The organism is Ignicoccus hospitalis KIN4/I (assembly GCF_000017945.1).
Taxonomy (GTDB): Archaea; Thermoproteota; Thermoprotei_A; order Sulfolobales; family Ignicoccaceae; genus Ignicoccus; species Ignicoccus hospitalis.
Map to the genome: position 1 here is coordinate 731102 of NC_009776.1, position 24855 is coordinate 755956.

The following is a 24855-nucleotide window of genomic DNA, read 5'->3' on the forward strand; positions in this document are numbered from 1 at the left end:
AACACGGAGGGCCGCCCCGGGACGGGGAGAACCGGGGACGGCCCGGGAGAAAGCTCAAAAACCCCGGGCTCCCGGGGGAAGACCCGGGAGCTACGGGGCAAGCACGGGAGAAGTGGGGTCCGGGCAGAGGCCCGGACCGACAGGGGCCCACGATCCGGGTCGGCCGGCCTCGAGGGCCGCAAGCCTCCGGGCCCTCGGGGCCCCGCCCCAGGGGCAACGGCGCGTAAGCCGCCCGGTGGATGGCTCGGCTCGGGCGCCGACGAAGGGCGTGGCAAGCTGCGATAAGCCCGGGGGAGGCGCACGCAGCCGTCGAACCCGGGATCCCCGAATGGGACTTCCTGCCGGGGGCGAACAGCCCCCGGCGCGGGGAGAACCCGCGGGAACCCCCCGAACGGAAACATCTTAGTAGGGGGAGGAAGAGAAACCACCACGGGATCCCCCGAGTAGGGGCGACCGAAAGGGGGGTAGCCCAAACCAATTCCCCACGGGATAACCGTGGGGAGATGAGGGGTGGATGCCCCGCGGCTCCCCCTCGAGGGGAGGGGCCCGACCCTCGGTACCCGAACTCCGGTGGAAGTCCGGGGCCGTAGAGGGTGACAGCCCCGTAGGGGAAACCGAGGGGGGCCCTGCCGCGGGGATGAGTACCACGGCTTGGTATTGCCGTGGGAAGCTGGGTGGCACCAGCATCCAAGGCTAAACACGTCCCGAGACCGATAGCGAACTAGGTACCGTGAGGGAAAGCTGAAAAGCACCCCTGGCGGGGGGTGAAAAGAGCCTGAAACCGGGCGGTCACACAGGGTGCGGCCCGCAAGGGATGAAGCCCCGGAAGGAAACCCGGGCGACCGGGGAGTACGTTCGGGTGCAGACCGGGGTCGCACCTTTCGTCTTGAAACACGGGCCGGGGAGTGCACGGCCGTGGCGAGGCTAAGGGGTTCACCCCCGTAACCGCAGGGAAACCGACGAGCCCGCAGGGGCTCATGCCCCGAGGGGCGGGGTCCGCAAGGGCCCGGAGTCACGGTCGTGCGACCCGAAACCGGGCGATCTAGGCGGGGGCAGGGTGAAGCCGGGCGAAAGCCCGGTGGAGGCCCGCAAGGGTTCTGACGTGCAATTCGTTCCCCTGACCTCCGCCTAGGGGTGAAAGGCCAATCTAGCTCGGTGATAGCTGGTTCCCGCCGAAGTGGGTCTAAGCCCAGCGTCCCCGGAGGCGGGCCACGGGGTAGAGCTACTGATGGGAGGTGCAGGGGGGCGTAGGCCCCCCGGCCTCCCGTCAAACTCCGAACCCGTGGCCGCCGTAGAAGGGGGCAGTGGGGCGCCCCGGGGTAAGCCCGGGGGCCGAGAGGGGAACAACCCAGACCGGGGTTAAGGCCCCCAAGTGCCGGCTAAGTGCCAACCGAAAGGGCGTCTCGGGCCTCAGACAGCGGGGAGGTGGGCCTAACAGCAGCCACCCTCTAAGGAGTGCGTAACAGCTCACCCGCCGAGGCCCGAGGCCCCGAAGATTGGTCGGGGCTTAAGCCGGCCGCCGAGACCCCGGGCCCCCCTCCCGGTGGGAGGGGGTGCGGTAGGCGGGCGTCGGGGCGGCCCAGAAGGCGGGCCGTGAGGTCCGCTGGAGCCGCTCCGAGTGCCGATCCCGGCGGTAGTAACAGCGAAGAGGGGTGAGAATCCCCTCCGCCGGAAAGGGCAAGGGTTCCCCGGCAACTGTCATAGGCCGGGGGTGAGTCGGTCCTAACCCGCCTCCCAACTGGAGCGCGGGGAAAGGGAAGCCGGTTAATATTCCGGCACCGCGGGGGTAGGTGCGGCAACGCAAGCCCCACCTCCGACGCCTCGGGGTAGGCGGACCGGGGCTGTCGCCCCGGCTAACCGTCCGAAGGCCCTGGAGGGCCGTAACGGCGAGAAGGGGCCGAAGGCGGGAAGGGGCCCCCGTATGGGGGCTTCCGCCGATCCCTGGGGCCCATGAAAAGGGGGTGGGGAACGATCCCCCGCGCCCGTACCGAGAACCGACGCAGGTGCCCCTGGGTGAGAAGCCCAAGGCGGCTGGGGGTTAACCCGGGCCAGGGAACTCGGCAAATTGGCCCCGTAACTTCGGGAGAAGGGGTGCCTGCGGTCCTGGGGCCCACCCCTGGGACCGCAGGTTGCAGTGCCTAGGGGGGCCTGACTGTTTAATAAAAACATAGGTCCCCGCAAGCCCGAAAGGGTGTGTACGGGGGCCGAATCCTGGCCACTGGCGGTCCGTGAAACCGGGGTTCAACCCGGCGAAGCGCCGCTGAAGGCCGGGAGTAACTCTGACTCTCTTAAGGTAGCCAAATGCCTTGCCGGGTAAGTTCCGGCGCGCATGAATGGATCAACGAGGTCCCCACTGTCCCGGCCCGGGGCCCCGTGAACCCCCTGAGCCGGTGCACAGTCCGGCAACCCCCCGTAGGGAGAGAAGACCCCGTGGAGCTTTACTGCAGCCCGGCGTTGCCCCCCGGGTGGGGGTGCGTAGCGTAGGTGGGAGCCGGTGAACCGGCCCCTCCGGGGGTCGGGGAGGCGCCCATGAAACACCACCCACCCTCACCCGGGGGGCTTACCCCGGGGGAAGCCCGGGGGACAGCGCCGGGTGGGCAGTTTGGCTGGGGCGGCACGCCCGCGAGAGGGTAACACGGGCGCCCTAAGGTCGGCTCAGGCGGGTCAGAAACCCGCCGTAGAGTGCAAGGGCAAAAGCCGGCCTGACCGGACCCCTAAAGGCAGGGGGTCCGGCCGGGAAACCGCGGCCTAGCGAACGCTCGTGTCCCCCCTGGTGGGGGCCGGGCATGACAGAAAAGTTACCCCGGGGATAACAGAGTCGTCGCGGGCGAGAGCCCACATCGACCCCGCGGTTTGCTACCTCGATGTCGGCTTTTCCCATCCTGGGGGTGCAGCAGCCCCCAAGGGTGGGGCTGCCCGCCCATTAAAGGGGAACGTGAGCTGGGTTTAGACCGTCGTGAGACAGGTCGGACTCTACCCACGGGGGGTGTCGGCCGCCTGAGGGGAAGGTGCCCTCAGTACGAGAGGAACGGGGCGCCCCGGCCTCTGGTGTACCGGTTGTCCGGCAGGGCAGAGCCGGGCAGCTACGCCGGAAGGGGTAACCGCTGAAAGCATCTAAGCGGGAACCCCACCCCGAAAAGAGGCGGCCATTGAGGGCTCCCGTAGAAGACGGGGTTGATGGGGCGGGGGTGTAAGCCCCGAGGGGTTTCCCGAGGGGCGAGCCCGCCGCTCCCAATCGCCCGAGGCCGTTAGCCTCGGGCGGGGCTTCTCACCCGGGGGCGAGCCGCAAGAGTAGGTTGGCTCGTCCCCGGGGGTCCCGAGGGCCCGGAGGCCGGCAAACCTCGAGGCCGGCCGACCCGGATCGTGGGCCCCTACGCCTCTTCATTCCTCCCGCACGCTTGCTCCTAAGTCTCCATGTCTCCCGCGGCCACGAACTCCTTGTAGAGCACGAGCGCCGCCTGAACGACACGCCTCGCCTTAGCTACGAGCGAGCACAGCCTATTGTTGGAGGTTGTGAAGCGACACACGACGTCGGCGACTTCCAAGACGGCTGCGAGTAGCTCGAGCGCCTCCTTAACTATCTCGGAGGAGGTTTCCACCCTCCTCACCGGATAAGTGTTTAACGTTTTGCGCGGAGTCGTCCCTTCGCTCCTTCCTCTTCTCGAGAAGCGGACCACGTAGCTCAAAACTTATTAAGGCTTGTGGGAACCCCTCCCCGGGCCCGTAGCTCAGCTGGAAGAGCGCCGCCCTCGCAAGGCGGAGGTCCCGGGTTCAAATCCCGGCGGGTCCACCACTTCCAAAAGGTTAGTGTTACGAACCTCCCTCGCTTCCAACCTTCTCCGCGTGTTCCAACAAGCGTCGGGCGACCTCCCGGTCCTCCTCGTCGCCCAGGCGGAGGGCCTCCGAGAGGAGCTCCCTTATCCTCTCCCTCTCGTCCTTTAAGTGGAGCCTCGTTATCAAGACTAGGGCCTCGAGTATGTAGAAGAAGGCCCTGCGCGGCGGTCCCGCGGGCCTCCAGAAGCCCTTAGTAGGCTTGCAGAACGCCTTGGCGGGGAAGGAGTAACGGTAGCTCAACAACTCGCACTCCACGGCCAAGTACCAGCGCGAGGGACCCGGGCCTAGGGGGGTGGAGGCTAAAGGCCTCTCCTTAAACACGGCGAAGTCCGCGTATTCGGCGGAGGAGCACGAGGCGAAGAGGGACAGCTTACCTTCCCTTAACATGCTCCTCTCGAAGCGCCCCGGGTAGACGTTGAACGCTAAGCCGTCCCCCTCCCTCCAAACCCCTAGGACGCTGCGGGCCCCGCCGGAGACGGCCAAGCTCTCGTTGTACGTATTGCTAAAGTATTTCAACGTCTCGACGCCCTCCAGAGCAACGGAGCCGCGGGTTGCACGAGGCAAGCTACGCCCTCACGATAGTGGATACCGTCATGGAGGCCCTTAAAAAGGAGGGCCTCGAGAACGTGAAAGTAACCAAAGTCATAATTAAGATAGGAGAGTTGAGCTTGGTGGACCCCGTAGCTTTGCGTAACGCCTTCGAGGCCTACTCCCTAGGCAGCCCCTTGGAGGGGGCCGAGCTGGAGATAGAGGTGGTGCCGTCCAAGTTCGTGTGTAAGAGGTGTGGCCACGAGTGGACCTTTAAAGACGTCTACCCAGAGCTCAAGGCTAACATACCGGTCATCCACTTGTATCCCCACTTAGTGAAGGACCTACTCAAGTGTCCCAAGTGCAACAGTTCCGAGGTGGAAATTGTGCAAGGGACGGAGTTCGTAATAGAGGGATTCGAATATCAAGAGAGTAACGAGTGAACCCTAGAGTCAACCAACGCGTTTTTATTATTAATTAACGTTCGCGCACTGGCTTTTGGAGGCACGAGATGTCCGCCCTGAGCGCGCGGAAAGCGCAGAGCTTTCGCTTACTCGAACCTTCCCGCTACGAAGGCGACACGATAAAGATAGCGAACCGCACCGTAAAGGTGGGCGGTCCCCTCCCCAAGCTCAAAGAGGGGGAGAAGCTGCTGAAGGTGACAAACAGCCTCTGCCCCGAGTGCTACAGGCTCCTCCCGGCGGTGGTGTTCGAGCGCGACGGGAAGGTCTACATAAGGAGGGTCTGCCCGGAGCACGGGGAGATAGAGGAGATATACTTCGGCGACGCTAAGCTCTACAAGAAGTTTGAGAAGTGGGAAGAGGACGGGAAGGGGACAACGGCCTACACCAAGCTCACCGCCCCGTGCCCCTTCAGCTGCGGCCTCTGTCCCATGCACAAGAGCCACACCGCCCTGCTCAACCTAGTGGTCACCAACCGCTGCGACCTAACTTGTTGGTACTGCTTCTTCTACGCTGAGAAGGCCGGCTACGTGTACGAACCCACCTTGGAGCAGATAGAGTTTATGGTTAAGCAAGCCATGCGCCAAGGCGTGCCCTTGGCGGTCCAGCTGACCGGCGGAGAGCCTACCATGAGGAGCGACTTGCCGGAGATAGTTAGGCTCCTCCGCAGGTTGGGGGTGAGGCACATACAGCTCAACACCCACGGCATCCGCTTCGCCGAGCTTTACCTAAAGGACCCGAGGGCCGCCGTGGAATACGTAAGGTCGCTGAGGTACGTGGACGGTCAGATAGGCGTTAACACGGTCTACTTGTCGTTCGACGGCGTCACCCCCCAGACCAACCCCAAGAACCACTGGGAGGTCCCCTATACCTTCGCGGCGTTTAGGGAGGGCGGAATGACTTCGGTTGTGCTAGTTCCAACAGTGATAAAGAATTGGAACTTACATGAAGTTGGGGACATAGTAAAGTTCGCAGCATTAAATATGGACATAGTTAGGGGCGTCAACTTCCAGCCCGTGTCCTTGACCGGACTCATGCCCAGGAAAGAGAGGGACAAGGCCAGGGTGACCATACCCGACTTGATAAAGGCCTTAGAGGAGCAGACTGGAGGACAAATAACTGCCGACGACTGGTACCCGGTACCCATAACCGTGGCCTTCTCCAAGTTCATGGAGAGGTTCTCCCACGACACCCCCCACTTCGAGATGACCAACCACCCCATGTGTGGGGCGGCCACCTACGTCTACGTAGAGCGCAAGGGCACGGAGGTTAGCTACGTCCCCTTGCCGAGGTTCGTGGACGTGGAGGGGCTGGCGGAGTACTTGGAGGAGAAGGCGGAGGAGCTGGAGGGGGGCAGCACCTTAACTAAGATGAAAGTAGCTATGAAAATACTGTACAACTTGAGGAAGTTCATAGATCAAGAGAAGGCCCCCGAGGGCTTCGACTTCTGGAAGCTCTTGTACCAGATAATAGTAAAGAGGAACTACGAGGCGCTGGGGGAGCTCCACTACAAGCTTCTGTACATCGGAACTATGCACTTCATGGACCTCTACAACTACGACGTCCAGAGGGTCATGAGGTGCAATATCCACTACTCCTCTCCGGACGGGAGGGTGATACCGTTCTGCGCTTACAACGTCCTCAACGACCTGTACAGGGACTATATAATCAAAGAGAACAGCATGAGCTTGGAGGAAGCCAAGAAGAGGCTGGGCCCGGACGTCTTCCGGAAGTACATAAGGAACGTGAAGCTGTTGGAGGCCGGCGAGGAGTACAAGAGGACCTACGCGCCGTTCATGGAGAAGATACGCTCTTCGCGCGCCTCTTAGCGAAGTACTTTTCGTACAAGTCCTTCCTAATGTAAACCTTCCCCCTTCTTATTTGGAATACCAGACCGTCCAAGGGGTTGGGGGGCGGAGGGGGACACCCCTCCGGGGGCTGAGTGCCCAAGTACTTCCACCGGAGCTTCGTTCCGTCCCTCTCGTACTTGTAAAAGTACTTGCCGACGTATACGTACACCCTTCCCTTGCTCTTTACGTAGTGGAACGCCTTTAACCTGACGTTCTCCGGGAGCTTCTCGTTGTATTCGTACAGTTCCTTCAAGTATTGGTCAAGCAGCTCCTTGAGCTCCCCCTGGTCCAGCTCTACGTACTCCACCGGACTTCCCTTCGGGAGTAGGGCCTTCGGAGTGAGGGAGCGGCGAGGAAAGTATCATTTGAATGTTACCGCGAGGGCGCGGGGGCAACGCGTTTGGAGTGGGAGACCCTCCGGGAGAGGATGATAAAGCTCCTCTCGGAGACGGAGGAGCCGCTGAGCGCCAAGGAAATTGCGTTCGAACTCGGCATAAAGGACGAGAAGCTGGTTTACGAAGAGCTGAAGCACGTAGCTAAGACCGTCAAGAGGAGGGGCATGAGGCTCTACGTGCAGCCCGCCTACTGTAAGAAGTGCGGCTTCGTCTTTAAGGACGCCCAGATAAAGAGGCCCTCTAAGTGCCCGCGCTGTAAGAGCCAGTGGATAGAGCCTCCTAGGTTCGTGATAAGGTGAGGGGCGTTGAGGGAGCTGGCGGCCGGAGCGCTCTTCGCGGGAGTGGTAACTGTCATGATCTTCTTGCCCGAGTCCAAGCGCCCTTGGGCGGCCCTAGCCGGAGCGGCCTTGGCCCTAGCGGCGGGGCTCGTCGAACCCTCCCGCCTCCCGGAGCACTTGAACCTAGACGTGCTGGGCTTGATAGCCGGGGCTTGTGTAATTTCCGCTTACTTGACCGAGTCGGGCTTGATGGACGAGTTGGCCCAGAGGTCCTTGAGGTGGAGCAAGGGCGACTTGAGGAGGCTCACTTGGTCCTTGGCTATGGTCTCCGGAGTGGTTTCGCTCTTTATAGAGAACGTGACGACGTTAATCATGCTCGCCCCCATGGTGTTCAGCGTAGCGCGCGCGTTGAAGGTAGACGCCGTCCCGATGCTGCTCGCGGCGGCCTTCGCCTCCAACTTGGGCGGAGCCGCGCTGCTCGTGGGCGACCCCCAGAGCGCGCTGGCCGCCGGTTACTTCAACTTGGACTTCGGGGACTTCCTCTTCCACGCGGGCAAGCCTTCCATATTCTGGATGGTCTTGACAGCCTTGATTGCCTCCACCACTGCCTTCACTTATACGTTCGTAAAGGGGAAGTTTAATTTACCGAGCGAATCCAAGGAGAAGAGGTCGATAAGGGACAAGAAGCTAGCTTACGTCAGCTTAACTGCTTTAGCAATCAAGATATTGCTACTGGCGCTCAGAAAGCAGTTGGGCATAGGTCTGAGCTTACCGGCATTCATAGGGGCCTCGATAATATTACTATACACTAGAGACGTAAAGTTCGCTATTAAGTCTATCGAGTGGAAGCTGCTAGCCTTCTTGGCCGGGATGTTCGTACTGGTGGGGGCGCTGCAAGACAGCGGGACCATGAGGTTGGTAGCTGAGTCCTTCACCAAGCTCGCCTCTTGCGACTACTACAAGCTGACGGCCTTGATAGTCGCGGCGTCGGTTGCTGTCTCAGCCGTGGTAGACAACGTTCCCTACTTAATGGCGATGTTCCCCATAATTTCTAAAATATCCTCCCACTGCGGCATATACTACTTCAAGCTGCTGTTAGCCCTCTTGATAGGAGCAACCCTCGGTGGGAACATAACTTACTTCGGGAGCTCGACCAACATAACGGCGGTTCACTTGCTAGAGGAAGAGGGGTACTCGGTGAGGTTTAGGGACTTCCTTAAATACGGCGCTTACTACACCGCTTGGGCGCTGGGCTCCGCGCTGGCCCTCTACTACGCCTTGTGGAGATGACGAGGGATTATCGAAGGGAAGCGGTGACCGGCGGGAGTACGGCGGATCCGTGACACCCTTCCAACCGCTTTAATTACTCGGGTCGGCGATACTAACGAAGTACCGGGGACTTGAGGTGGAGACGTTAGGACCCGTTCGCAAGGCCTCCGTTAGCACGCTCCTCTTCAGCTTGGGCTTTCCCGAGGAAGAGTACTTGAGGGAGGCCGAATCCGACCTTCTGAGGATGATCGCCAAGGCAGGGGCTAAGCCCTTGGAACTCCCGGTGGAGGCCACCTTCGACCAGCTGGTGGCCGCGGTGGGCGAGGCCCCGTTGGAGGAGGCCCTCCAGAGGGCGGAGGCCCTATTGGAGGTGCTCAACATGCCGGACGGACACTTGAAGGAGACGCTGATGGACTTGTTAAGCGTCGACGTAATCGACATGATAGCCATGATAGCCGACCAGTTCGGGGCCGACCCCCAAGACGTCTACTGGGCCTTCGCGGAGATCGGGAACAAGGAGAGCAGGGCGAGGGCTGCGGTGAGCACTTTCGCCAACTTGATATTAGAGTCCATAAGGAGGGAGCTCGCCTAGAGCTCTTTATTCCCCACGTCCCATGCCCGGAAGGGCAGATCCCTTTGTTGTCGCAGAACACCGTAGGCCCTCTGGCTCGGGGCACTTCCGTGTTGGACGCCGCCAAGAGCATGGTCCTCAACAACTCTCCCTACGCGCTGTTAGAAGGGGCCCCACTGACCATGATAGACGCCGTCCAGATACTGAGGGCCGTGGCCATGGCAGACACGCCGATAGACGTGATAGAGGTCTTTAGGGCCGACGCGTCCGAGCTGGCCTACGAAGTCCCCATAGTAGAGGGGTCCGAGGAGGCGGTCAAGGCTATGCTCGGGAAGGACGTGAGCGCGGTGGCGGGGAAGGGAGGCTCCCTGTTGGACTCCCTCTACGTGTTAGTGGAGCGAGAGAAGGAGCTCGAGGGCCACAAGGTCTCCGAGATAATAGACAAGAGGCCGCCCTTGATAAATCCCCTTTGGGACTTCTTGAGGGCCCTGAGGGCCTCCCTAATCTACCCGCTGAGGGGCCACGCGGTGGTGGGGCAGAAGAAGCCGTTCGGCATAATTACCCCGCTGAAGTTCCTGAGGTTCCTAACCCTGGAGAGCACATTAAGTCAGCTGGAGATGGGGGAGAGCGCCCCGCTTGAGAGGGCGGCCGGCGACTTGGCGGAGCCCTTGCCCACCTACCCTACCCCGGAAACTAAGGTATCGGACCTAATCAAGGAGATGATTGAGCTCAAGAGCGAAGTGCTGCCCGTGGTGGCGGAGAGGCGCTACGTGGGCGTGGCGAGCGCCAGGGGCGCGCTTTCCTTACTGATATGACGGGGTGAAACCCCTTGTGCATAAAACTTGCCGACGTTTCTGCCTCCGAGGTCAAGAAGTTAGCTAAGGCCGTCTTGGTGCCCGTCGGCAGCTTGGAGGACCACGGCCCGCTGCCCTTGGGCTTGGACACCAAGATAGCTGAGGCGGTGGCGTGTAAGTGTGAGGAGGCGGTCGTGGCGCCGTCCATAAACTACTCCTTCAGCCCCGAGCACCCGTTCTCCGTGACCGTGCCCCTCCCCACGCTCTCCGCGTTCTTACTGGAAGTAACGTCGCAGCTGTACAACTTGTTCTCCGTTCCGGTGATCTTCGTGGTCGCCCACAAGGGGGCGGCGCCGGTGATGGAGGCGGTGACGATGGAGGCTTACAAGAGGGGAGTTAGGACTGCCCTGTTGGACGTCTGGGGAGTAATAGAATCTTTGGGGTACGACGACTTCCAGAAGCTCTGTAGGGCGGAGGCCTCCCTAGCGTTGGCCTTAGGATACAGCGTGGTCGTGCGTAAGTCGAAGAGGTACAAGAGCCCCCCTATGAAGAAGGGGGTCTTAATACCTTGGCACTCGGGGGAGTACGGCTGCTCCCCTGAGTCGGTCTCAGAGGCGCGGAAGGAGGAAGGGCTCCGGATAATCGAGGAGGTCGCCGAGGCGCTGAGGGGGCTGGTGAGGGGCCTTGAGGATCTTAGTGGTGGGGGAAGGTGAGGAGTGCTCGGTGATATCGGAGACCATGGAAAAGGGAGGCTACGAGGTCAAGAGGGCCCCAAGGGTTGAGGAGGACGAGGACGTCTGCTTTTATCAAGCGGTCATAAGCTGTGGGGGCGACGAGGACGTCATACAGAGCGTGTTGGACGTTTACTCCTTGGCGCTGGAGAACGACTGCCAAGCCCCTAGGATAATCGCCCTCGCGGACGACCCAAACGTCAGGGTGATACTGGAGCGCTTGGGCGCGGACGTGGTCCTCCCGGTAAACGCGGTGGCCAGGATAGCGGCCTCCATCGCCACATACCCCTACGCGGGCTTGCTCTTGCTGAACGCAATGAAGGGAGAACTCAAGGTGGCCTCGAAGGAATGCCTCAACTCCGAGGGGTGTGACGCCTTCACGCTGGCCGGCGAGAAGGGGATACCGATAGCTGTGCTCAGCAGGGGGCGTTGGATGCCGCCCAGCACAAACTTGAAGCCCGGCGACATAGTGGTCTACTTCGTGGTGGGTTAGGGTTGGTGCAGAGGTGTTGGAACAAGGGGCCCTTGGGCCCCACGGTAGCTACCGGCTGCTTCGTGCTCTATTACTTTAACGAGCGCGACGGGGTCGCGGAGGCCCTAGCGAGGGCCTTCGGGGGGAAGGTGGTGGACGCGAGGGAGGCCCCGGACCCGGACGAGGTCGTGCACGAGAAGGCTCTGGTTTGGTGTTGGTAGCTCAGTACCCCCTCCTCAAGAACTCCCCGAAGTCTAACAAGTTGAGCACTATGCCTTTCTTAATCATGCCTAAGCCCAGCAAGACGTCGTCCCAGTAAACTAGGACGTAGCCCCTCTCGCACGGGGGTTCGACCAATTCGAATTCGAATAGGTCTTTCCCGTAGAGGAATAACATGGCCCTCCTCTCGTCCGGCGCCTTGACTACCCCTCTTTTGGCCCACCGGGCCAAGAGCTTGACCCCTCCCGGGGTCACCGCGTTCTTCCTCTCTACATAGAAGGAACAGCCCGAGTACCCGGCGCACAGAGAACTGCCCTTGCGGAGGAGCTTGACCTTGGGCTCCGCCCCCAAGCACCTAGCGAGCTCGCGGAAGCTCGGGGCCTCGGGCCTCACACGGCTCATCACTTCTCAGCACCGGTTTCTGTCCTCACGGAGCCCATCACTTCTTTATAAAATATGAATTCTTGAAGTTTGTTCAGTATGTTGCTTACGTAGTCTATCTTCCTCCTCAATTCGTAATCCCTGGGGTTTACATATAGCATGAACACGTAGATGTTCTCTATGGCATCTTTGACCTCCTTCGGGTACTCGAGGTCGCCCTTGAGCATCTTATCAACGGCCATCCTCAAGAGCTCGCCGGCGGCATCCATTATCCCGGCCACGTACTCTTGGACCGTGGTGTCCGCCTCCTCCAGCGTCGGGAACCTCCTCTCCTTTTCAAACAAGTATATGCTGAGGGCCTCTACGTACTCTTGCTCGGCCGTTAAGGCTATGTTTATGGTCGCTAACCTCAAGTTGGCCTTAAGCAGCCCTTTGAGCTTCTCCCTCAACTCGTTCATTTCTTTTACCAGACGTTCGGCCCTCTCCAGCTCGCCCCTCCTTATGGCGTAAATGCAGAGCTTGCTGTCCTTTATGATCTGTCTGGAGAGGTCGTGGAGCTCGTCCTTCATCTCGTCGTACTCGTCGAGCAGCTTCGCCAGCCTCTCGGCGTACTCTTTAGTTAGGGGTTGGAAGCTCTTCTCAGACATCTATCCCGGCCTCCTTTAACCTCTTCTTCATTAACGGCACATCCGTCTCGGGGAACAATTCCAACCTTTCCTTTATCTTCCTCACGTTTAAGGTTATCTTGCCGCTGTCGGCCAACGCCTTGACCCCCCTTATAATGCTTATGGCCTCCGGGTCCTCGCTCCTAGACTTTAAGACCACGTAGTCCTCCGGCGAGACCTTCTTTATCTTCACGCCTTTGATTTCCACGGTCTTAGCCTCGTTCAATATCTCATCCGGTACGTAGAAGTCCATGATGTTGTCGTAGAACTCTATTTCGACCTCGTTCTTGGGCCCCTTGGCGACCATCTTGGGGGTGCCCAACCCCGTGTGGCCGTACTCCCAGCCCTCCTCGTCCGCGATGGTTCGGAAGAAGTCCTCCTCCACGAGCGCGTAGTGGTTTGTGGGGAAGAGGTCCAAGTCGCCGCTGAACTTCTTGTTTCTGGCTTCCAACTCGACGGAGGTCCCGCCTATTATTACCGCGTCCAGCCCGGCCTCCTGTAACTTCTTCATTACGTATATTAGATCATCTAGGGTGAACGTCAAACCGCATTACCTCTTGCCTCCGAGCTCGTAGTGCTTCGGCCTGAGGTTGGTGCTCTTGCACCTCCTACACTTCGTCGCTCCCCACGGGTTAAGGGCGCCGCACTTCCTACACACGTACTTCTTGAGCACCCTCTTTTGCACGATCGCTACCAATTCGGGGTCAGTTACGGGCACTTCCGTTCACCCCGCACACGCGCGCTCGGGCAAAGTTATATTTTCTCCAACGTCGCCCATCATTAACCCGGACCTCCGAATTCCCCCTTGGGCACGCGGCTTTGTTGAGCGAGTTGGATAAGAGGCTGCTGTACGAGTTACAGTACAACTTCCCCTTGACGCCCACCCCCTTCGAGGAGGTGGCCCGAGCCCTCGGGATATCTCAAGAGCGCGTGTTGGAGAGAACTAAGGAATTGATGGATAATAAGATAATAAAGAGGATAGGGTTCACGGTTAACTATAAATCAATGGGTAAGGTAGCGGCCTTGGTTGGGGTGAAGGTGAGGGGGAGGAAGGACGTAGAGGCGTTGAAGGCCATATTGATGAATAACCCGGAGGTGACCCACAACTACCTAAGGGACGACCCAGACTACCAAGTATGGTTCACAATAAAGGCCAAGAATATGGAAGTCTTAAAGGAAGAGGTCAAGAACATCTTGGAGCCTTTGGGTTTGAACGACTATGTCGTTCTGCCCAGCAAGAAGGTATGCAAGGTGAGCGTTAGGTACGACCCGATAAGGGGCATCGCTTGGAGCCCCTACTCCCCCCAGAAGGACGAGGTTCCCAAGCCCGAGGACTTGGGGCTGCCCGAGGAGTTCCCGAAGGACGTCTCTAGGCTGAAGCCCGTGGAGAGGCCTTACGCGGAGGTGGCGAAGAAGTACGGGATGTCTGAAGAGGAGGTGGTCGAGAAAGTTAAGCTGTTGTTGAGGGAGGGGGTGCTGAGGAACCCGGGGGCCAGTGTAGACGGCGACAAGATAGGCTTCAAGTACAATTCAATGATAGTTATGAAAGTTGACGACGACGTGGAGGTCTGTAGGAGAATAGCGGAAGAGGTCCCGGAGGCCTCCCACGTAGTGGCTAGGGTAGTGGACGAGAGGTGGCCCTACCCAGTCTACTTCGTGTTACACGCCACTAAGAAAGAGCTGGTGGAGGATGTGGCTTCGAGAGTAATCGAGAAGTTCGACCCATATGACTATAGAAAGTTATACAGTTTGGAGAACTTGAAGCCGGGAGTGGCTCGCTAACCGAACGAGATGTAGCAAAGTATTACGCTTTCTCTCTGATTAATAAGGCCCACAGTTCTAAGAGAAGAACGAGGAGAGAGGCATGCCGGCCAGAGGGATAAGCTGGGCGGCGGAAGTCTTGAGGAGGCTGAAGGGCGTAGACTTCCCCGTAACCAAGGAGCAGTTGAAGGAGAGGCTCAAGGGGATGTACTGGAGGGGTATACCGATCGAGGAGCTGCTGGACAAGATAGAGAAGGACACCTTCGAGACCCCCGCAGAGGTCCTCCACTACTTGGCGGAGGCGGCTAGGAAGGTAGAGGAAGAGAAGGGCTTGGTAACCCACAGGGGCATAAGCTGGGCCGCTCTGGTGCTCAAGAAGCTCAAGGGCGTAGACTTCCCCGTAACCAAGGAGCAGTTGAAGGAGAGGCTCAAGGGAGTCACTTGGAGGGGCATACCCATCGAGGTGATATTGGACCACATAGAGAAGGACACCTTCGAGACCCCCGCGGAGCTGTTGCACGAGATAGCGGTTACAGCCAAGAAGCTGGAAGAGATGGGCTACGCGAGGGAGGAGGTGGAGCTCCCTCAAGCCTAACCTCTCCTTTTTTATTTTCCCTCAGCGGTCACCCCTCCTAGGCAAAGGGCGACTTGAAGAGGGTACCTCCCGAGGTCTGCGCCCGTTGTAAGGGCTACCGGAGGCTCTGCGGGGCGAGGAGGTGCCCCATCCTAGAAAGGGTGCGCAGCTTCTACTCCGCCGGCTGGGACAGCAGGAGGCCCGAGGGTCCTACCCCTCCTTCCCCCCTCGTGGGGGAGGCGGGCTACCCCAAAGTCCCGGTCTCCTTGGGGATTTCCCCTTATGGAGACCCTACGGTGAGGGACTCGCCGGAGCTCTGGGCGCGAGGGGGCTTCGACCTAGAGGCGGTCGCTAAGCTACGCATGGAAATGATCTTCCCATTTAAGAAATTTGACGCGAGGAGGCCGGAGGAATTGCTCAAGGGGGACTTGCTCTGGGGGGCAGTATCGGAGAGGCCCGTGGACGCCGAGGCCAAGGCCCTCGGTAGGCCGCTCCCGCCGTCCTTGGACGGCATCTTAGCCCCCGTGGGGGCCTCTGTGAGAGCAGAGGAGATAAAGGTAATTGACAACCCCAAGGTAGACCCTCTGCTGGAGAGGAGGAGCTCTGAGGGGTTGAAGGCCGAAGAGGCGGTGAAGGAGCTTTTCAGAAAGGGGAGGAGCATATACTTGATTCAGAAGGCGTTCAGCGTGGGCATGTTCGGGGTGAAGAAGAGGCTCGTCCCTACGCGTTGGGCCATCACGGCGGTTGATGTAGCAGTAGCTAAGGCGATAAAGGAGGACATGAAGGGTCTCCCGTGGGTGGGGGGCCCGAAGGTAGGCGTCTACTCGCACTACGGCAACGTCTACAAGGTCTTGCTCGTTCCCGGACCTCCAATAGTCGAGATGGTAGAAGTTTGGGAGCCTAGGAGCTTGTGGACGCCGAAGGAGGTTACGATATACAACTACGAGGGGCCCACCGCGAGGTCCAAGGCGCTGGACCCTGACGACGGGGGCTTCCACGCGCTCAAGGTCGGAGTACTCAAAGCCTTGAAGGAGAGGGGGGTGAGCGCCACAGCGTTGGTCATAAGGAGGGTAACTCCGGACTACTACCTCCCCTTAGGGGCGTGGCAAGTGCGCGAGGGGAGCTACATGGCTACCTTGAAGGCGTTGGACTCGGGCGACATGAGCTTGAAGGAGGCCCTAGAACGCTTACAAGACGAGAAGGTCGTCATGTTTAAGAGCTTGAGGCAGAGGAGCTTGAGCGAGTACACTCTTCCGGCAGCTCGCCGGCCCAGAACTTAGGCTCCTCCACTTGCTTGGGCATGTCTTTGGTGTTGACGAACATTTGATAAACGGCCTTCCACCCTATGGGACCCTTGCGCGTGACTAGCTTGCACTGCTTCAAACATTCTACTATTCTCCCCCTCTCCTTACACAACGAATATGCCACGAACTTCGCTATCATCTCCTCTATGTACCCTACCCTGCTCCTCCCCTCGTTCAGCCTCTTCGCCAGCCAGTTGCCGAACGCTTGTAAGCTTTTTAAAACTATGTCCATGTCTATCTTGTCGATGAATGTTAGGGAGGCGACGCCGCCCACGCTTAAGCTGTCCCCGCTCACTACTACTTCGAAGCACTTGTAGACTTTCTTCTTAGAGTTGCTGGTACACGTCAGTATTAAGTAGGCGGCGTCGCCGCTCTTGGCGACCGTCGCTTCGAAGTCCGTGCACCGCGCGGTCATTCCCATCACGTTCGTAGTCGTGAGCAGACCTTAATTAGCGTCTACCTAGAGCCGCTCTGGGAACTCTCTTGAAGCTGATCTACGAGGGAAAGACAAAGAAAGTGTACGATATGGATGATAAGGTGCTGCTCAAATTCAAGGACGTTTTCACCGCATTCGACGGCAAGAAGGTAGAAGAGGTAAAAGGTAAGGGAAAGGTAAACGCAGAGTTCACCGAGCTGTTGATGAAGTACTTAGAACAGCACGGCGTTAAGACTCACTTCTTGAGCAGGAACGAAGACGAGATAGTTGCTATAAAAACCAAGCCTCTTCCGTTAGAGTTCATCGTAAGGAACTACGCCTACGGTAGCTTGCTGAAGAGGCTCCCGATCCTAGAGAAGGGACAGAGGTTGCTCACGCCGGTATTCGAGGTCCATTACAAGAGCGACGAGCTCCACGACCCCTTGCTCGCAGAGGACGACCCCGTAGCGGCCGGGATAGTTTCCAAGGACGTAATGAAGACTATCAGGGAAACCACATTGAAGGTTAACGAGCTCCTCACAGAGCTCTTCGAGAAGGCTGGGTTCAAGTTGATAGACTTCAAGGTGGAGTACGGAATAACGGAGGACGGAAGGGTCGTATTAATAGACGAGTTGAGTCCCGACTCCTTTAGGGCCCACAAGGGCGGCGAGGCTTACGACAAGGACTTGTTCCGCCAAGGCGCCAGCGGCGAAGAAGTGTTGAAGAAGTACGTAGAGCTGTTAGAGGCTCTGAGGGAGGCGTTGGGCGTTGAATGAATACTTAGTCGAGGTCATAATTCGGAACAAGAGGGTCGCTAGGGACCCGGAGGGCGAGACCATAAAAAACGAACTGGTTAGTAGGAGTTCCCTCGCGGACTCGATAAAAGAGGTCAGGTCGGGGAAGTGGCTCTTGTTTACTGTGCTGGCCGAAGACGAGAGGGAGGCCTTGCAAAAGGTGGAGAAGCTCTGTAAAGAGATGAGGATCTTCAACCCCGTGGTCCACGAGATGGAGGTGAGGCCCTATCAAGGTGGCCGTGCTTAAGTTCCCGGGGACCAACGGGGACGAGGACGTCAAGCACGTGGTCAACTTGTACGGGATGAGGGGGGAGGTCGTGTGGTACAAGGAGTTCAAGCAGAGCGAGTGGGACGCGGTGGTCTTGGCGGGCGGCTTCAGTTACGCTGACAGGCTGCGGGCCGGGGCGATAGCTTCCGTGACCTCGGCCATGGATCAGGTGGTGGAAGCGGCCGAGGAGGGCAAGCCGGTTTTGGGGATCTGCAACGGGTTCCAAATGCTTATGGAAAGGGGACTGATGGGAAACGGAGCGCTCCTGCACAACCTAAACAACAGGTTCGTGTGCAAGTGGGTAAAAGTTATGGTTGTGGATAACAAGACCCCTTGGACCTTGGACTACGAGCCCGGAGAAGTAGTGGATATGCCCGTGGCGCACGCTGAGGGGAGGTACTTCTCGGAGAGCGAGCCCAACAACGTGGTCTTTAAGTACGTCGAGAATCCGAACGGGAGCATGTGGGACGTGGCGGGCCTTCACTCCCCCGAGCTCAAGAACGTGGTGGGCTTAATGCCTCACCCGGAGAGGGCGGCTGAGGAGGTGTTGGCGCCCCCCGGTAGGGGGCCGGGAGGGAGCAAGGTATGGACCAGCTTGAGGAGGGCGCTCAAGCACGGTTGGTAGGACACAACAACTCCCTCAGCTTCGATATCAGTTTCTCCTTCTCCTCCAGCTCCTTTTGGAGCTCCTCCAAGCGGGCCTTCAGCTTCTCCACTTCCTCCGCGGAGCTCAGCTGGCTCACCTTTTCCCTCAGCTCCGCGTTCTCCTTTTCGAGTTCCTTTATTCTCTCTTCTAGCTCCTTGATCCTTTCTTCTGGAATTATCACGCCTTTGATCGGTATCACTAGCTTGAGCTCCCCTCTCGCCAGCATCTCGTAAGTCTCGAGGACGAGCTTCCCAGCCTTGGTCTTACCCTTTAGGTGGTTCCTTATGGTACTTTCGCTCCTCCCCAGCTCTTCCGCTATCTGTGGTATGGTGTAACCCGCCTTGTACCTAGCCAAGGCGGCCGCGGCGACGGCCAAGCTGTCCACCCACGTGGCCCTTTCTACGGGGTCGAGTATCAGTTGAATCACATCGGGCCTGTAGATAGTACCTATTATCAAGGCGGTCTCCAACTCCATTATCTCCTTCTTGCTGGTCGGCCTCAAGGGCACGTGGCTTAGGTCTATCTCTACGGTCCCGTCCTCCCTAGTCCTAACGTAGGCGCTCATCTCGCTCAAACCGTCCTCCACCGGTCTTCGTAGAGGAGTTCAACCTTTACTAGCTTGGGTCTCGCAGCGCGTAGGGGCTATAGGGAATGAGCAGAAGCCCGTTGGCGCTAATCGCCCTTATAACGCTAGTGGCCGCGTGGCCGATTAATTTGACCCTGACTTACGAGAACCCTGAAGCGGCGGCGAACCTTCAGCTGCCCTACCTCAAGGTCTCCTTAAGCGCTGATTACGACCCGATATCCATGTCCTTGAGAAACGTGAGCGTTGCGGTGGACGCGGGGAGCGCCGAGGCGTCGAGGGCCGCTAAGGCGACTATAGTTTCGTACTTGAACGGGTGCGACCTAGCGCTCAAGGCCCCTCTGCTCGTGGTCTCCGAGTGTCTGTTGAACTCCGTGAAGGACATTATATCGATGTCACTGTTGAAGTTTAGAGTCCTCGACTTGAGGGTCGGGAGCGACCTAACTGGGGTCGCCTACGCGAGCGAGGCCTCGGAAGTCACAGCCGTGGTTGCGGGAAAGGAGCTCAAGGGCTTATCGCTCTACCGCGCAAAGGCCCTCGGGGGCGGACCGGAGGAGCGGGTAAGCGCGGCCCTCTCCGGCGACAAGGCCTACTTGCGCCTCGAAGGGGCCTCCGGGCCCGCGGGGGCGCCCTCGCCTTACGCGCTAGCGCGGTGGCCCGGAGGGGCGGGCGTCATATCCTTGACTTCGGAGCCTTTGGTGGAGCCCGTGATATCGGGTAACACGGTCTTCTTCAAACTGCCCATCGTGAGGTACTTCTTAGGTTTAGAGAAGGAGGGAGGGAGCTACTTCTACTACTTCGTCCCCCCTAGGGACAGGGTGACCCTCCCCGCGGGCAACTTCAGCTTGACCTTGGGCGGCGCCGAGAGGGGGCGGGTCAAGGCCGCTTGCGCCTTGAACGTTGCGGTCCTAGCTAAGGGGACTTACTCAATAGTTCTGAGGTCTCCGTCCTACGACGTTAAGGTAAGGGCCGTCCCCTTCTCATATGTGGCCGTGCCGACCCCTTGTAACGGTTTGGCCGCCCTAAAGGTTAACGACTCCATTGCAATATTGAACCTAACAGAGGTCGCCAATAAGAACGTGGTCGTAGTGCCCGAGCCGGGCGCGTTGAGGCTGGTGAGGATAAATTCGACCGAGCCCTTCGAGGTGGTAGTAGGCAAGAGGGCGGTCTACTGTGACGCCAAATGTTATGCTCTGCTGCCGCCCCGCCAAGTGGCCTTACAAGCCGTGTCCGCGCTCAAGGGGACCACGACCTCGCTGATAATACCTCCTAGCGCGGAGGAGGTTGCGCTTTCGTTCCCGCCGGCGCCCCCCTCCAAGGGTTGCTTGGTCAAGCTGGTCTCCCCCTCGCCGGTTGAGGTAGAGGTCCAAGCGGGCCAAGCGGTCTTCAGCCTGCAAGTCACGAGGACCCCGACTACCGTAGTCTTGCCTTGCGGCGAGGAGGTCAAGCTAAAGGTAGGTAGGTACGAGGCCCCGTTGAGGGCCTCCTCCGGCGAGTGGGTCTACTTGTGCCCCAGCCCCTATGCGCTCTCCGGCGAGAGCATCAAGATAAACACGACTATGAGACCTCCGATAAGCGTGAGCTGTGACGGAGGTCTCACGTGGGCGCTGGTAAACAACAGCACGTTCACATTCGTCAAGCCGAAGTACGCCTACGTCCTCCTTAAGGCCGTGGACTCGAACGGAAACAGCTTAGAAGTCATTATACCAGAAGGTATAAAGGAAGTTAGCTTGAAGCCCGAGGGCGGAGGGAGGCGGACGGTCAAAGTTCCGTTGGGCGACTTGGACACCCCGGTGAAGGTGATCCTAAGGGGTATCCAGGAGGGACTGGTGACCTTGAGCAACGGGACCGCGAGCTTGAGCTACTACGTCAACGGCACGGCTTACGTGATGATACCCCGTCAGTGGGCCTCCCAGAAGCTTACCTTCAGCGTGACTACCCCCGAGGGGGCGTTGGCCAACACTACCTTGCCCCCGTTGGCCGCGGGGGAGAAGGTCACTCCGATATATGCTATAATAAACAAGACTATGAACGTTAACTACTACAGCTTGAGGGTAGTGGTGGAGAGGGGCGGGGAAGAGGTTACTGTCCCGCTGACAGTCAACGGGGAGAAGGTTATAGTGAACGGCAGCGCGACGTTCGTCGTGCCCACCGAAGTGGTGACCTTAGAGCTCGACGGCAAGGTGGTGAAGGCCCTCGCCAACGGAGGGACGCTCGTGCTCAGGCTGCCGCCCCAGACCTCCACGGAGCTGACGGTCCCGGTATCGGTGGAGCTGTACGAGAATTGGAAGCCGGCCGAGGGCCTGGTGGAGTTCCGCCTGAACAACTTGACGTTGACATACCCCGTGCGGGAGAAGGCGACCGTACTCTTGCCCCCAGACGCCTTAAACGCTACGATGAAGATGCTGGTGATCGAAAAGGACAGGTCGTGCGAGGTGGCGCTGCCGCCCTTGCTCACAGCGCTCAACAACGAACAAGTGATCTCAAGCATAGCGGCCCAGCCGGGCGACGGGACGTGTTACGTGTACAAGATAGTTGTATTGGAAAAGAGGGGCTACTTCGAGAGGTTAGCCAACGCGAACGTGACCGTGGACGGGAAGAAATTGGAGGTCAAGGGTTCCTTGATACTCGTCTACGACAAACCCGCGCTCGAGGTGAAGTTGGGCGGGCAGTCTTTGAGGGCCTCTGCGGGGGGTACGGTGTACTTGTACGTAAGGCCCGAGGAGCGGGTCGAGAGGAACGCCACCGTGACCGCGCCCTCGGTAGCGTTGAGCTTGGCGAACGTCACGGAGAGGTGGAACCCGGTGGGCGAGCTCCCGGGGATCCTGAGCTTGAGCGCTGGCATGTTACTGGCCTTGGGAGTGATGAACTCTGTGGAGCCCTCCACTCCGTTATACGCGGCGGCCTACGCGGTGGCGTCGTTGAGCTTCTTGCTGGGCCTCGTAACAGCTACTATGGTACTCTTGAAGTACTTCTCTACAGGATGAGGCTTACCAAGTTCTGGAAGCTTTCCTCGTCCATCCTCCTCTTGTACTTCCTCACGGCTTCCAACAGTAAGGTTTTGTTTATTCCGAGCTTCTCCGAAATGAGCGAGGCTGGCGGGGAAGGCTTCAACAACAGTCCGGACACCAATGACGTCACGTTCGAGGGGCGCCGGGCCTTAGAGGCGCTGCCGTAGTCAATTATCTTGACCTCGTCCCCAACTAACACGTGCTTCCAAGGCCTCGTCAGCTCCCCGTGGTCTATTCCCTTCTTGTCGAGCTCTCTGCCGGCGCTCAGCACCTTGAGGACAACTTCCCTTAGCTCTTCGACGTCCAAGGCGTCGAGGACATTTTCTATGCTGGGGAGGGGCACGTACTCCATTATTATGAAGTCTCTGTCGTAGTCGAACACCTTCGGCGCTATGGGCCACGCGTACCTCTGGAGCTCCGCCTCCCTAGTCATGTCAACGTTCACGTCGGTCCTCCTCACTTTCAAGGCTACCTTCCTCCCCTTCCACTCGGCTAGGAACACCACCCCCCTGAAGCCGGCGCCCAGAACCTTGAACCCCATGAGGTCCCTGGGCCCGAAGTTGTAAACCCACTCGACGCCCCTCTCCTCTAAGACCTCTCCCAGCTCACACTCCCCCTTGGGAAAGCAGAGGGGCGCCTCTTTGGGACGAACCTTCAAGACCAAGGCGGCCTCCCCGAGACGAACTCCGCCAGCCACCTCTCTTCTGCGAGCTCAACCCTTTCTATTTTACTGTTCTCGAGGATTAAGCTTTTTGCCTTCAACTTCTTCAATATGTCGGCTATTGCGCTCTTAGCTTCGGTGTACTTCCTCTTCCTCCTCGCGAATAACCTCCCCTCGTCCACCCACCAAGACTCCTTGTCTCGGAGGAACCTCAAAGCGTGGGGGCTCCAAGCCGGCGGCCCCTTTGCTACCTCCCACTCGGGCAAGGAGTCTTGCAAGAACTCGAGCGCGATCTTCGCTGCGCTCCCGTCGCTCCACAGCGCGAACCTAGTTACTTCGAACCCGAGCGACCTCAAGTTCTTTACCAAGGACTTGGCCACTCTCCTCAGCTCCCCCCAGACGGTCTCCGGAGGGGCGCGGAGCGCGGGGACCTCCACCACGTACGTCGGCAAGACGGGCCTCGCGGGGGCGGGCTTAGGGGGGAAGAAGAACTTCTTCGAGGGCTTGACCGAGTAGAGCTTGGAGGCTATTATGAAAGTCGAGTAAGCGTTCAAGCTTACGGCCGCCGCGGCGTTGCGCTTGGGGTCCGTGGGGTCCGGCACCACCAACGGGCCTTCGAACCTCTTCAAGGCCTCTTCCTTAGGCAGCGAGGTCTCGAGCACCGTAGGGGGCCTCCACTCCCGCGCCGCCGCCTCTATGACCCCTCTGAAGCCCTTGTAGTACGTCGCGAGCACCTCGCACAAGAAGCCGGAGAACCCTTGAACAGCTATCTCCGCTCCGTAGACTCCTATCCCCTTCATAAAGGCCTTGAGCAGCCTCACCTCGTCCCTTATCCAGTCCCCCAAGGCCCTCACTTGTTGGAGGAACCACTCCGTGTGGAACGGGGTTCGGTCCACGGCGGTTATTGCCTCGCTGGCGCTCCTTACCTTAAAAGCTGGCACTATCTCTACCGGGACTCCTTTGATGACCGTCCTCACGTAGGGGTGCTCGGCGAACCTCACCTCGGGCTCGCCCAGCGCTCTGGCCGCTTCCAAGAGGGCCGGGAAGGCGACCTCCTTTATCCACTCCTTGTCCTTGGGCGGGAACAAAACGAAGACGTCCAGCTCCAAGGAGCCCCTGAGCCAAGTCCCCTTCCTCGCGCTCCCTTGTAGGGTCACCTCGCCCTCCAAGCCCCTCTTCTTCAAGACGTCCTCGAGGACGCTTTTCGTTTTAACGAACAGCTCGTCCCTCAGCCTCACCTCCTCTCGCGTAGGCCTAAGCTCCTCGAGGACCTCCCTCTCTACTTCGGAGCGGGAGGGGGTCAAGCCAGCTCTACCTCTCTCAACGTCTCGTAAATTGGTCCCCTAGGCGTCAAGGTACTCTTCTTCAGCCTTATGCTCTTTACCTCGAGCTCTCCTAGCTCTACGTCCTTCATGTCGTTAATCCACTTCACCAGAGCTTCCCTACCCCTCCCGCTCCTAACCCTAGCTAAGGTCACGTGGGCGGTAAAGCCTTTGGTCTCGGGCTTAAAGCCCAACCTCCTCAGCTCCCTTTCTATCCTTTCGAATATCTTCCTCAGCTCCTCATCTCCCTCAACCCCGACCCACACGACCCTCGGCCTCTCGGGGCTGGGGAAGGCCCCAACTCCCCTGAGCTTGAGCTTGTGCGGCTTAACCTCTCTTACTGCGTCTCTCATTATCTTTTCTATTACATCTATGCTCTCCTCGGGTACGTTGCCCAAGAACCTTATAGTGATGTGGAAGTTCTCCTTTTCTACGAGCTTCACGTCAGCTCCCGTGCTCTTTAAGGACTCCGCGAGCCTGGCTAGCTTCTCGCTCAATTCCCCCTCTATGTCCACCGCTATGAAGGCCCTCAGCACGCTTCAGCTCCCCCAGGAGGTCTAGGGCCGAGCGTAAGAGCTGTAGCGCCCTGAAGGCGTTCAGCCTCCCGCTCCAGTGGGGAGGGGACCTCAGGTAGGCCCCCTCCACCTCTTCCATCGCCTTCAACAACACCTTCTCGATCACTCGTACTCTCTCCATACGTGCCCGCACCTCGTGCACTTGTAGAACCTCGTGGGCGGCTCGTCTCCGGCCCTCGTCTGTACGAACCAGTAGTACGCCTCGTCGTGGCCGCACTTGGGGCATATGACGTCTCTGGTCTTCGGGAGGGTCTCAACTTTTATATTGTTGTCAATTACAACTGTCTTCTCCTTTACACTGTGCCTTATCTTCTTTGCAGTCCTTAAGGTGCTCTGCGCCCCGGTAACCTCCATCTCGTAGCCACACCTCATACATTTCAATATAGTCTTGCCGCCCACCCTCCTGGCCACCATCAGCGAGCCGCACTTAGGGCAGAACCTCAACTTCTCGACCACCGGCTGCGGAACGACGCTCAGAGGTTTATTGCTTAAA

29 protein-coding genes, 1 tRNA gene and 1 rRNA gene are annotated in these 24855 nt (G+C 59.1%); 18 read left to right on the plus strand and 13 right to left on the minus strand.

Going from position 1 to position 24855, the window contains the following annotated elements; all coding sequences use genetic code 11:
* The first annotated feature begins 210 nt into the window (after window positions 1-210).
* A 23S ribosomal RNA gene (locus IGNI_RS04245) occupies window positions 211-3255 on the plus strand.
* A 149-nt stretch (window positions 3256-3404) separates the two neighbouring features.
* Here IGNI_RS04245 and IGNI_RS04250 read toward each other — a convergent pair.
* On the minus strand, window positions 3405-3599 hold the full coding sequence (locus IGNI_RS04250; protein ID WP_187145938.1) for a hypothetical protein: 195 nt from the start codon (window positions 3597-3599) through the stop codon (window positions 3405-3407).
* Between the two features lie 118 nt (window positions 3600-3717).
* On the opposite strand from IGNI_RS04250, the gene IGNI_RS04255 reads away from it, so the two are divergent.
* Window positions 3718-3793, plus strand: a tRNA-Ala gene (locus tag IGNI_RS04255).
* Window positions 3794-3810: 17 nt separating this feature from the next.
* Here the strand turns inward: IGNI_RS04255 and IGNI_RS04260 are convergent.
* Entirely contained in the window at window positions 3811-4398 is a 588-nt protein-coding gene (locus IGNI_RS04260; protein WP_148202240.1) for a DUF447 family spectrin-like domain-containing protein, read from the minus strand.
* Between IGNI_RS04260 and IGNI_RS04265 the strand changes: the two genes are divergently transcribed.
* Window positions 4386-4805, plus strand: coding sequence for a hydrogenase maturation nickel metallochaperone HypA/HybF (locus IGNI_RS04265; protein ID WP_012122971.1), 420 nt, complete (start codon window positions 4386-4388; stop codon window positions 4803-4805). The two genes, IGNI_RS04260 and IGNI_RS04265, sit on opposite strands and share 13 nt — an antisense overlap.
* A gap of 68 nt (window positions 4806-4873) precedes the next feature.
* A complete protein-coding gene (gene tes / locus IGNI_RS04270) occupies window positions 4874-6652 on the plus strand; it encodes a tetraether lipid synthase Tes (RefSeq protein WP_012122972.1) in 1779 nt (592 codons plus the stop codon).
* Here the strand turns inward: tes and IGNI_RS04275 are convergent.
* Window positions 6618-6980: a hypothetical protein gene (locus tag IGNI_RS04275; protein WP_012122973.1), complete on the minus strand. Its 363-nt coding sequence runs from the start codon at window positions 6978-6980 to the stop codon at window positions 6618-6620. The two genes, tes and IGNI_RS04275, sit on opposite strands and share 35 nt — an antisense overlap.
* Before the next feature lie 93 nt (window positions 6981-7073).
* Here IGNI_RS04275 and IGNI_RS04280 point away from each other — a divergent pair, with 93 nt between their 5' ends.
* From IGNI_RS04280 to IGNI_RS04310, 7 genes are all read left to right on the plus strand, one after another.
* Window positions 7074-7367, plus strand: coding sequence for a transcriptional regulator (locus IGNI_RS04280; protein ID WP_012122974.1), 294 nt, complete (start codon window positions 7074-7076; stop codon window positions 7365-7367).
* A gap of 6 nt (window positions 7368-7373) precedes the next feature.
* A complete protein-coding gene (locus tag IGNI_RS04285; protein WP_012122975.1) occupies window positions 7374-8636 on the plus strand; it encodes an ArsB/NhaD family transporter in 1263 nt (420 codons plus the stop codon).
* Between the two features lie 115 nt (window positions 8637-8751).
* Entirely contained in the window at window positions 8752-9207 is a 456-nt protein-coding gene (locus tag IGNI_RS04290) for a hypothetical protein (protein WP_012122976.1), read from the plus strand.
* 89 nt (window positions 9208-9296) lie between these two features.
* Entirely contained in the window at window positions 9297-10001 is a 705-nt protein-coding gene (locus IGNI_RS04295; RefSeq protein WP_187145939.1) for a CBS domain-containing protein, read from the plus strand.
* A gap of 14 nt (window positions 10002-10015) precedes the next feature.
* A complete protein-coding gene (locus IGNI_RS04300; RefSeq protein WP_012122978.1) occupies window positions 10016-10693 on the plus strand; it encodes a creatininase family protein in 678 nt (225 codons plus the stop codon).
* Entirely contained in the window at window positions 10665-11204 is a 540-nt protein-coding gene (locus IGNI_RS04305) for a potassium channel family protein (protein ID WP_052570132.1), read from the plus strand. Before IGNI_RS04300 ends, IGNI_RS04305 begins: the two co-directional genes overlap by 29 nt.
* 5 nt (window positions 11205-11209) lie before the next feature.
* Window positions 11210-11404, plus strand: a complete 195-nt coding sequence (locus IGNI_RS04310) for a hypothetical protein (protein WP_148202241.1) — start codon at window positions 11210-11212, stop codon at window positions 11402-11404.
* A 1-nt stretch (window position 11405) separates the two neighbouring features.
* On the opposite strand, the gene IGNI_RS04315 is transcribed toward IGNI_RS04310, so the two are convergent.
* The 4 genes from IGNI_RS04315 to IGNI_RS04330 are packed head-to-tail and all read right to left on the minus strand — an operon-like array spanning window position 11406 to window position 13166.
* Window positions 11406-11804 carry a hypothetical protein gene (locus IGNI_RS04315; protein ID WP_012122981.1) on the minus strand — a complete coding sequence of 133 codons (399 nt, stop codon included), beginning with the start codon at window positions 11802-11804 and terminating at the stop codon, window positions 11406-11408.
* Window positions 11804-12430 (minus strand): translin family protein, encoded by a 627-nt coding sequence (locus IGNI_RS04320; protein WP_012122982.1) that lies wholly within the window; start codon window positions 12428-12430, stop codon window positions 11804-11806. The genes IGNI_RS04315 and IGNI_RS04320 overlap by 1 nt, the downstream gene beginning before the upstream one ends.
* Window positions 12423-12992, minus strand: a complete 570-nt coding sequence (locus IGNI_RS04325; protein ID WP_012122983.1) for a nucleotidyltransferase — start codon at window positions 12990-12992, stop codon at window positions 12423-12425. The genes IGNI_RS04320 and IGNI_RS04325 overlap by 8 nt, the downstream gene beginning before the upstream one ends.
* Window positions 12993-12998: 6 nt before the next feature.
* Window positions 12999-13166, minus strand: coding sequence for a 50S ribosomal protein L40e (locus IGNI_RS04330; RefSeq protein WP_012122984.1), 168 nt, complete (start codon window positions 13164-13166; stop codon window positions 12999-13001).
* Window positions 13167-13270: 104 nt separating this feature from the next.
* Between IGNI_RS04330 and IGNI_RS04335 the strand changes: the two genes are divergently transcribed.
* The 3 genes from IGNI_RS04335 (at window position 13271) to IGNI_RS04345 (ending at window position 16063) form a co-directional block, all read left to right on the plus strand.
* A complete protein-coding gene (locus IGNI_RS04335) occupies window positions 13271-14230 on the plus strand; it encodes an AsnC family transcriptional regulator (RefSeq protein ID WP_187145940.1) in 960 nt (319 codons plus the stop codon).
* Window positions 14231-14312: 82 nt separating this feature from the next.
* Window positions 14313-14804: a DUF2795 domain-containing protein gene (locus tag IGNI_RS04340; RefSeq protein ID WP_012122986.1), complete on the plus strand. Its 492-nt coding sequence runs from the start codon at window positions 14313-14315 to the stop codon at window positions 14802-14804.
* Between the two features lie 53 nt (window positions 14805-14857).
* On the plus strand, window positions 14858-16063 hold the full coding sequence (locus IGNI_RS04345; protein ID WP_012122987.1) for an Nre family DNA repair protein: 1206 nt from the start codon (window positions 14858-14860) through the stop codon (window positions 16061-16063).
* Here the strand turns inward: IGNI_RS04345 and IGNI_RS04350 are convergent.
* Window positions 15996-16502, minus strand: a complete 507-nt coding sequence (locus IGNI_RS04350; protein WP_012122988.1) for a hypothetical protein — start codon at window positions 16500-16502, stop codon at window positions 15996-15998. The genes IGNI_RS04345 and IGNI_RS04350 overlap by 68 nt on opposite strands.
* A gap of 68 nt (window positions 16503-16570) precedes the next feature.
* Here IGNI_RS04350 and IGNI_RS04355 point away from each other — a divergent pair, with 68 nt between their 5' ends.
* Genes IGNI_RS04355 through purQ form a run of 3 tightly spaced genes read left to right on the plus strand, consistent with a single transcriptional unit; the run spans window position 16571 to window position 18189 of the window.
* Complete coding sequence (locus IGNI_RS04355; protein WP_012122989.1) at window positions 16571-17278, plus strand: phosphoribosylaminoimidazolesuccinocarboxamide synthase; 708 nt, start codon at window positions 16571-16573, stop codon at window positions 17276-17278.
* Window positions 17271-17543 (plus strand): phosphoribosylformylglycinamidine synthase subunit PurS, encoded by a 273-nt coding sequence (locus tag IGNI_RS04360; protein ID WP_012122990.1) that lies wholly within the window; start codon window positions 17271-17273, stop codon window positions 17541-17543. The genes IGNI_RS04355 and IGNI_RS04360 overlap by 8 nt, the downstream gene beginning before the upstream one ends.
* Complete coding sequence (gene purQ, locus IGNI_RS04365) at window positions 17530-18189, plus strand: phosphoribosylformylglycinamidine synthase subunit PurQ (RefSeq protein WP_012122991.1); 660 nt, start codon at window positions 17530-17532, stop codon at window positions 18187-18189. Before IGNI_RS04360 ends, purQ begins: the two co-directional genes overlap by 14 nt.
* Here purQ and IGNI_RS04370 read toward each other — a convergent pair.
* Window positions 18173-18775, minus strand: a complete 603-nt coding sequence (locus IGNI_RS04370) for a helix-turn-helix domain-containing protein (protein ID WP_052570515.1) — start codon at window positions 18773-18775, stop codon at window positions 18173-18175. The genes purQ and IGNI_RS04370 overlap by 17 nt on opposite strands.
* Window positions 18776-18861: 86 nt before the next feature.
* Between IGNI_RS04370 and IGNI_RS04375 the strand changes: the two genes are divergently transcribed.
* Window positions 18862-21780 carry a hypothetical protein gene (locus IGNI_RS04375; protein WP_012122993.1) on the plus strand — a complete coding sequence of 973 codons (2919 nt, stop codon included), beginning with the start codon at window positions 18862-18864 and terminating at the stop codon, window positions 21778-21780.
* Here IGNI_RS04375 and IGNI_RS04380 read toward each other — a convergent pair.
* The 4 genes from IGNI_RS04380 to IGNI_RS04395 form a co-directional block, all read right to left on the minus strand.
* Window positions 21770-22468 carry a serine/threonine protein kinase gene (locus IGNI_RS04380; RefSeq protein WP_012122994.1) on the minus strand — a complete coding sequence of 233 codons (699 nt, stop codon included), beginning with the start codon at window positions 22466-22468 and terminating at the stop codon, window positions 21770-21772. The genes IGNI_RS04375 and IGNI_RS04380 overlap by 11 nt on opposite strands.
* Window positions 22459-23769, minus strand: a complete 1311-nt coding sequence (gene cca / locus IGNI_RS04385) for a CCA tRNA nucleotidyltransferase (RefSeq protein ID WP_012122995.1) — start codon at window positions 23767-23769, stop codon at window positions 22459-22461. The genes IGNI_RS04380 and cca overlap by 10 nt, the downstream gene beginning before the upstream one ends.
* Entirely contained in the window at window positions 23766-24323 is a 558-nt protein-coding gene (gene thpR, locus IGNI_RS04390; protein ID WP_012122996.1) for an RNA 2',3'-cyclic phosphodiesterase, read from the minus strand. Before thpR ends, cca begins: the two co-directional genes overlap by 4 nt.
* Before the next feature lie 141 nt (window positions 24324-24464).
* Window positions 24465-24806, minus strand: a complete 342-nt coding sequence (locus tag IGNI_RS04395) for a transcription factor S (RefSeq protein ID WP_012122998.1) — start codon at window positions 24804-24806, stop codon at window positions 24465-24467.
* Window positions 24807-24855 lie beyond the last annotated feature (49 nt).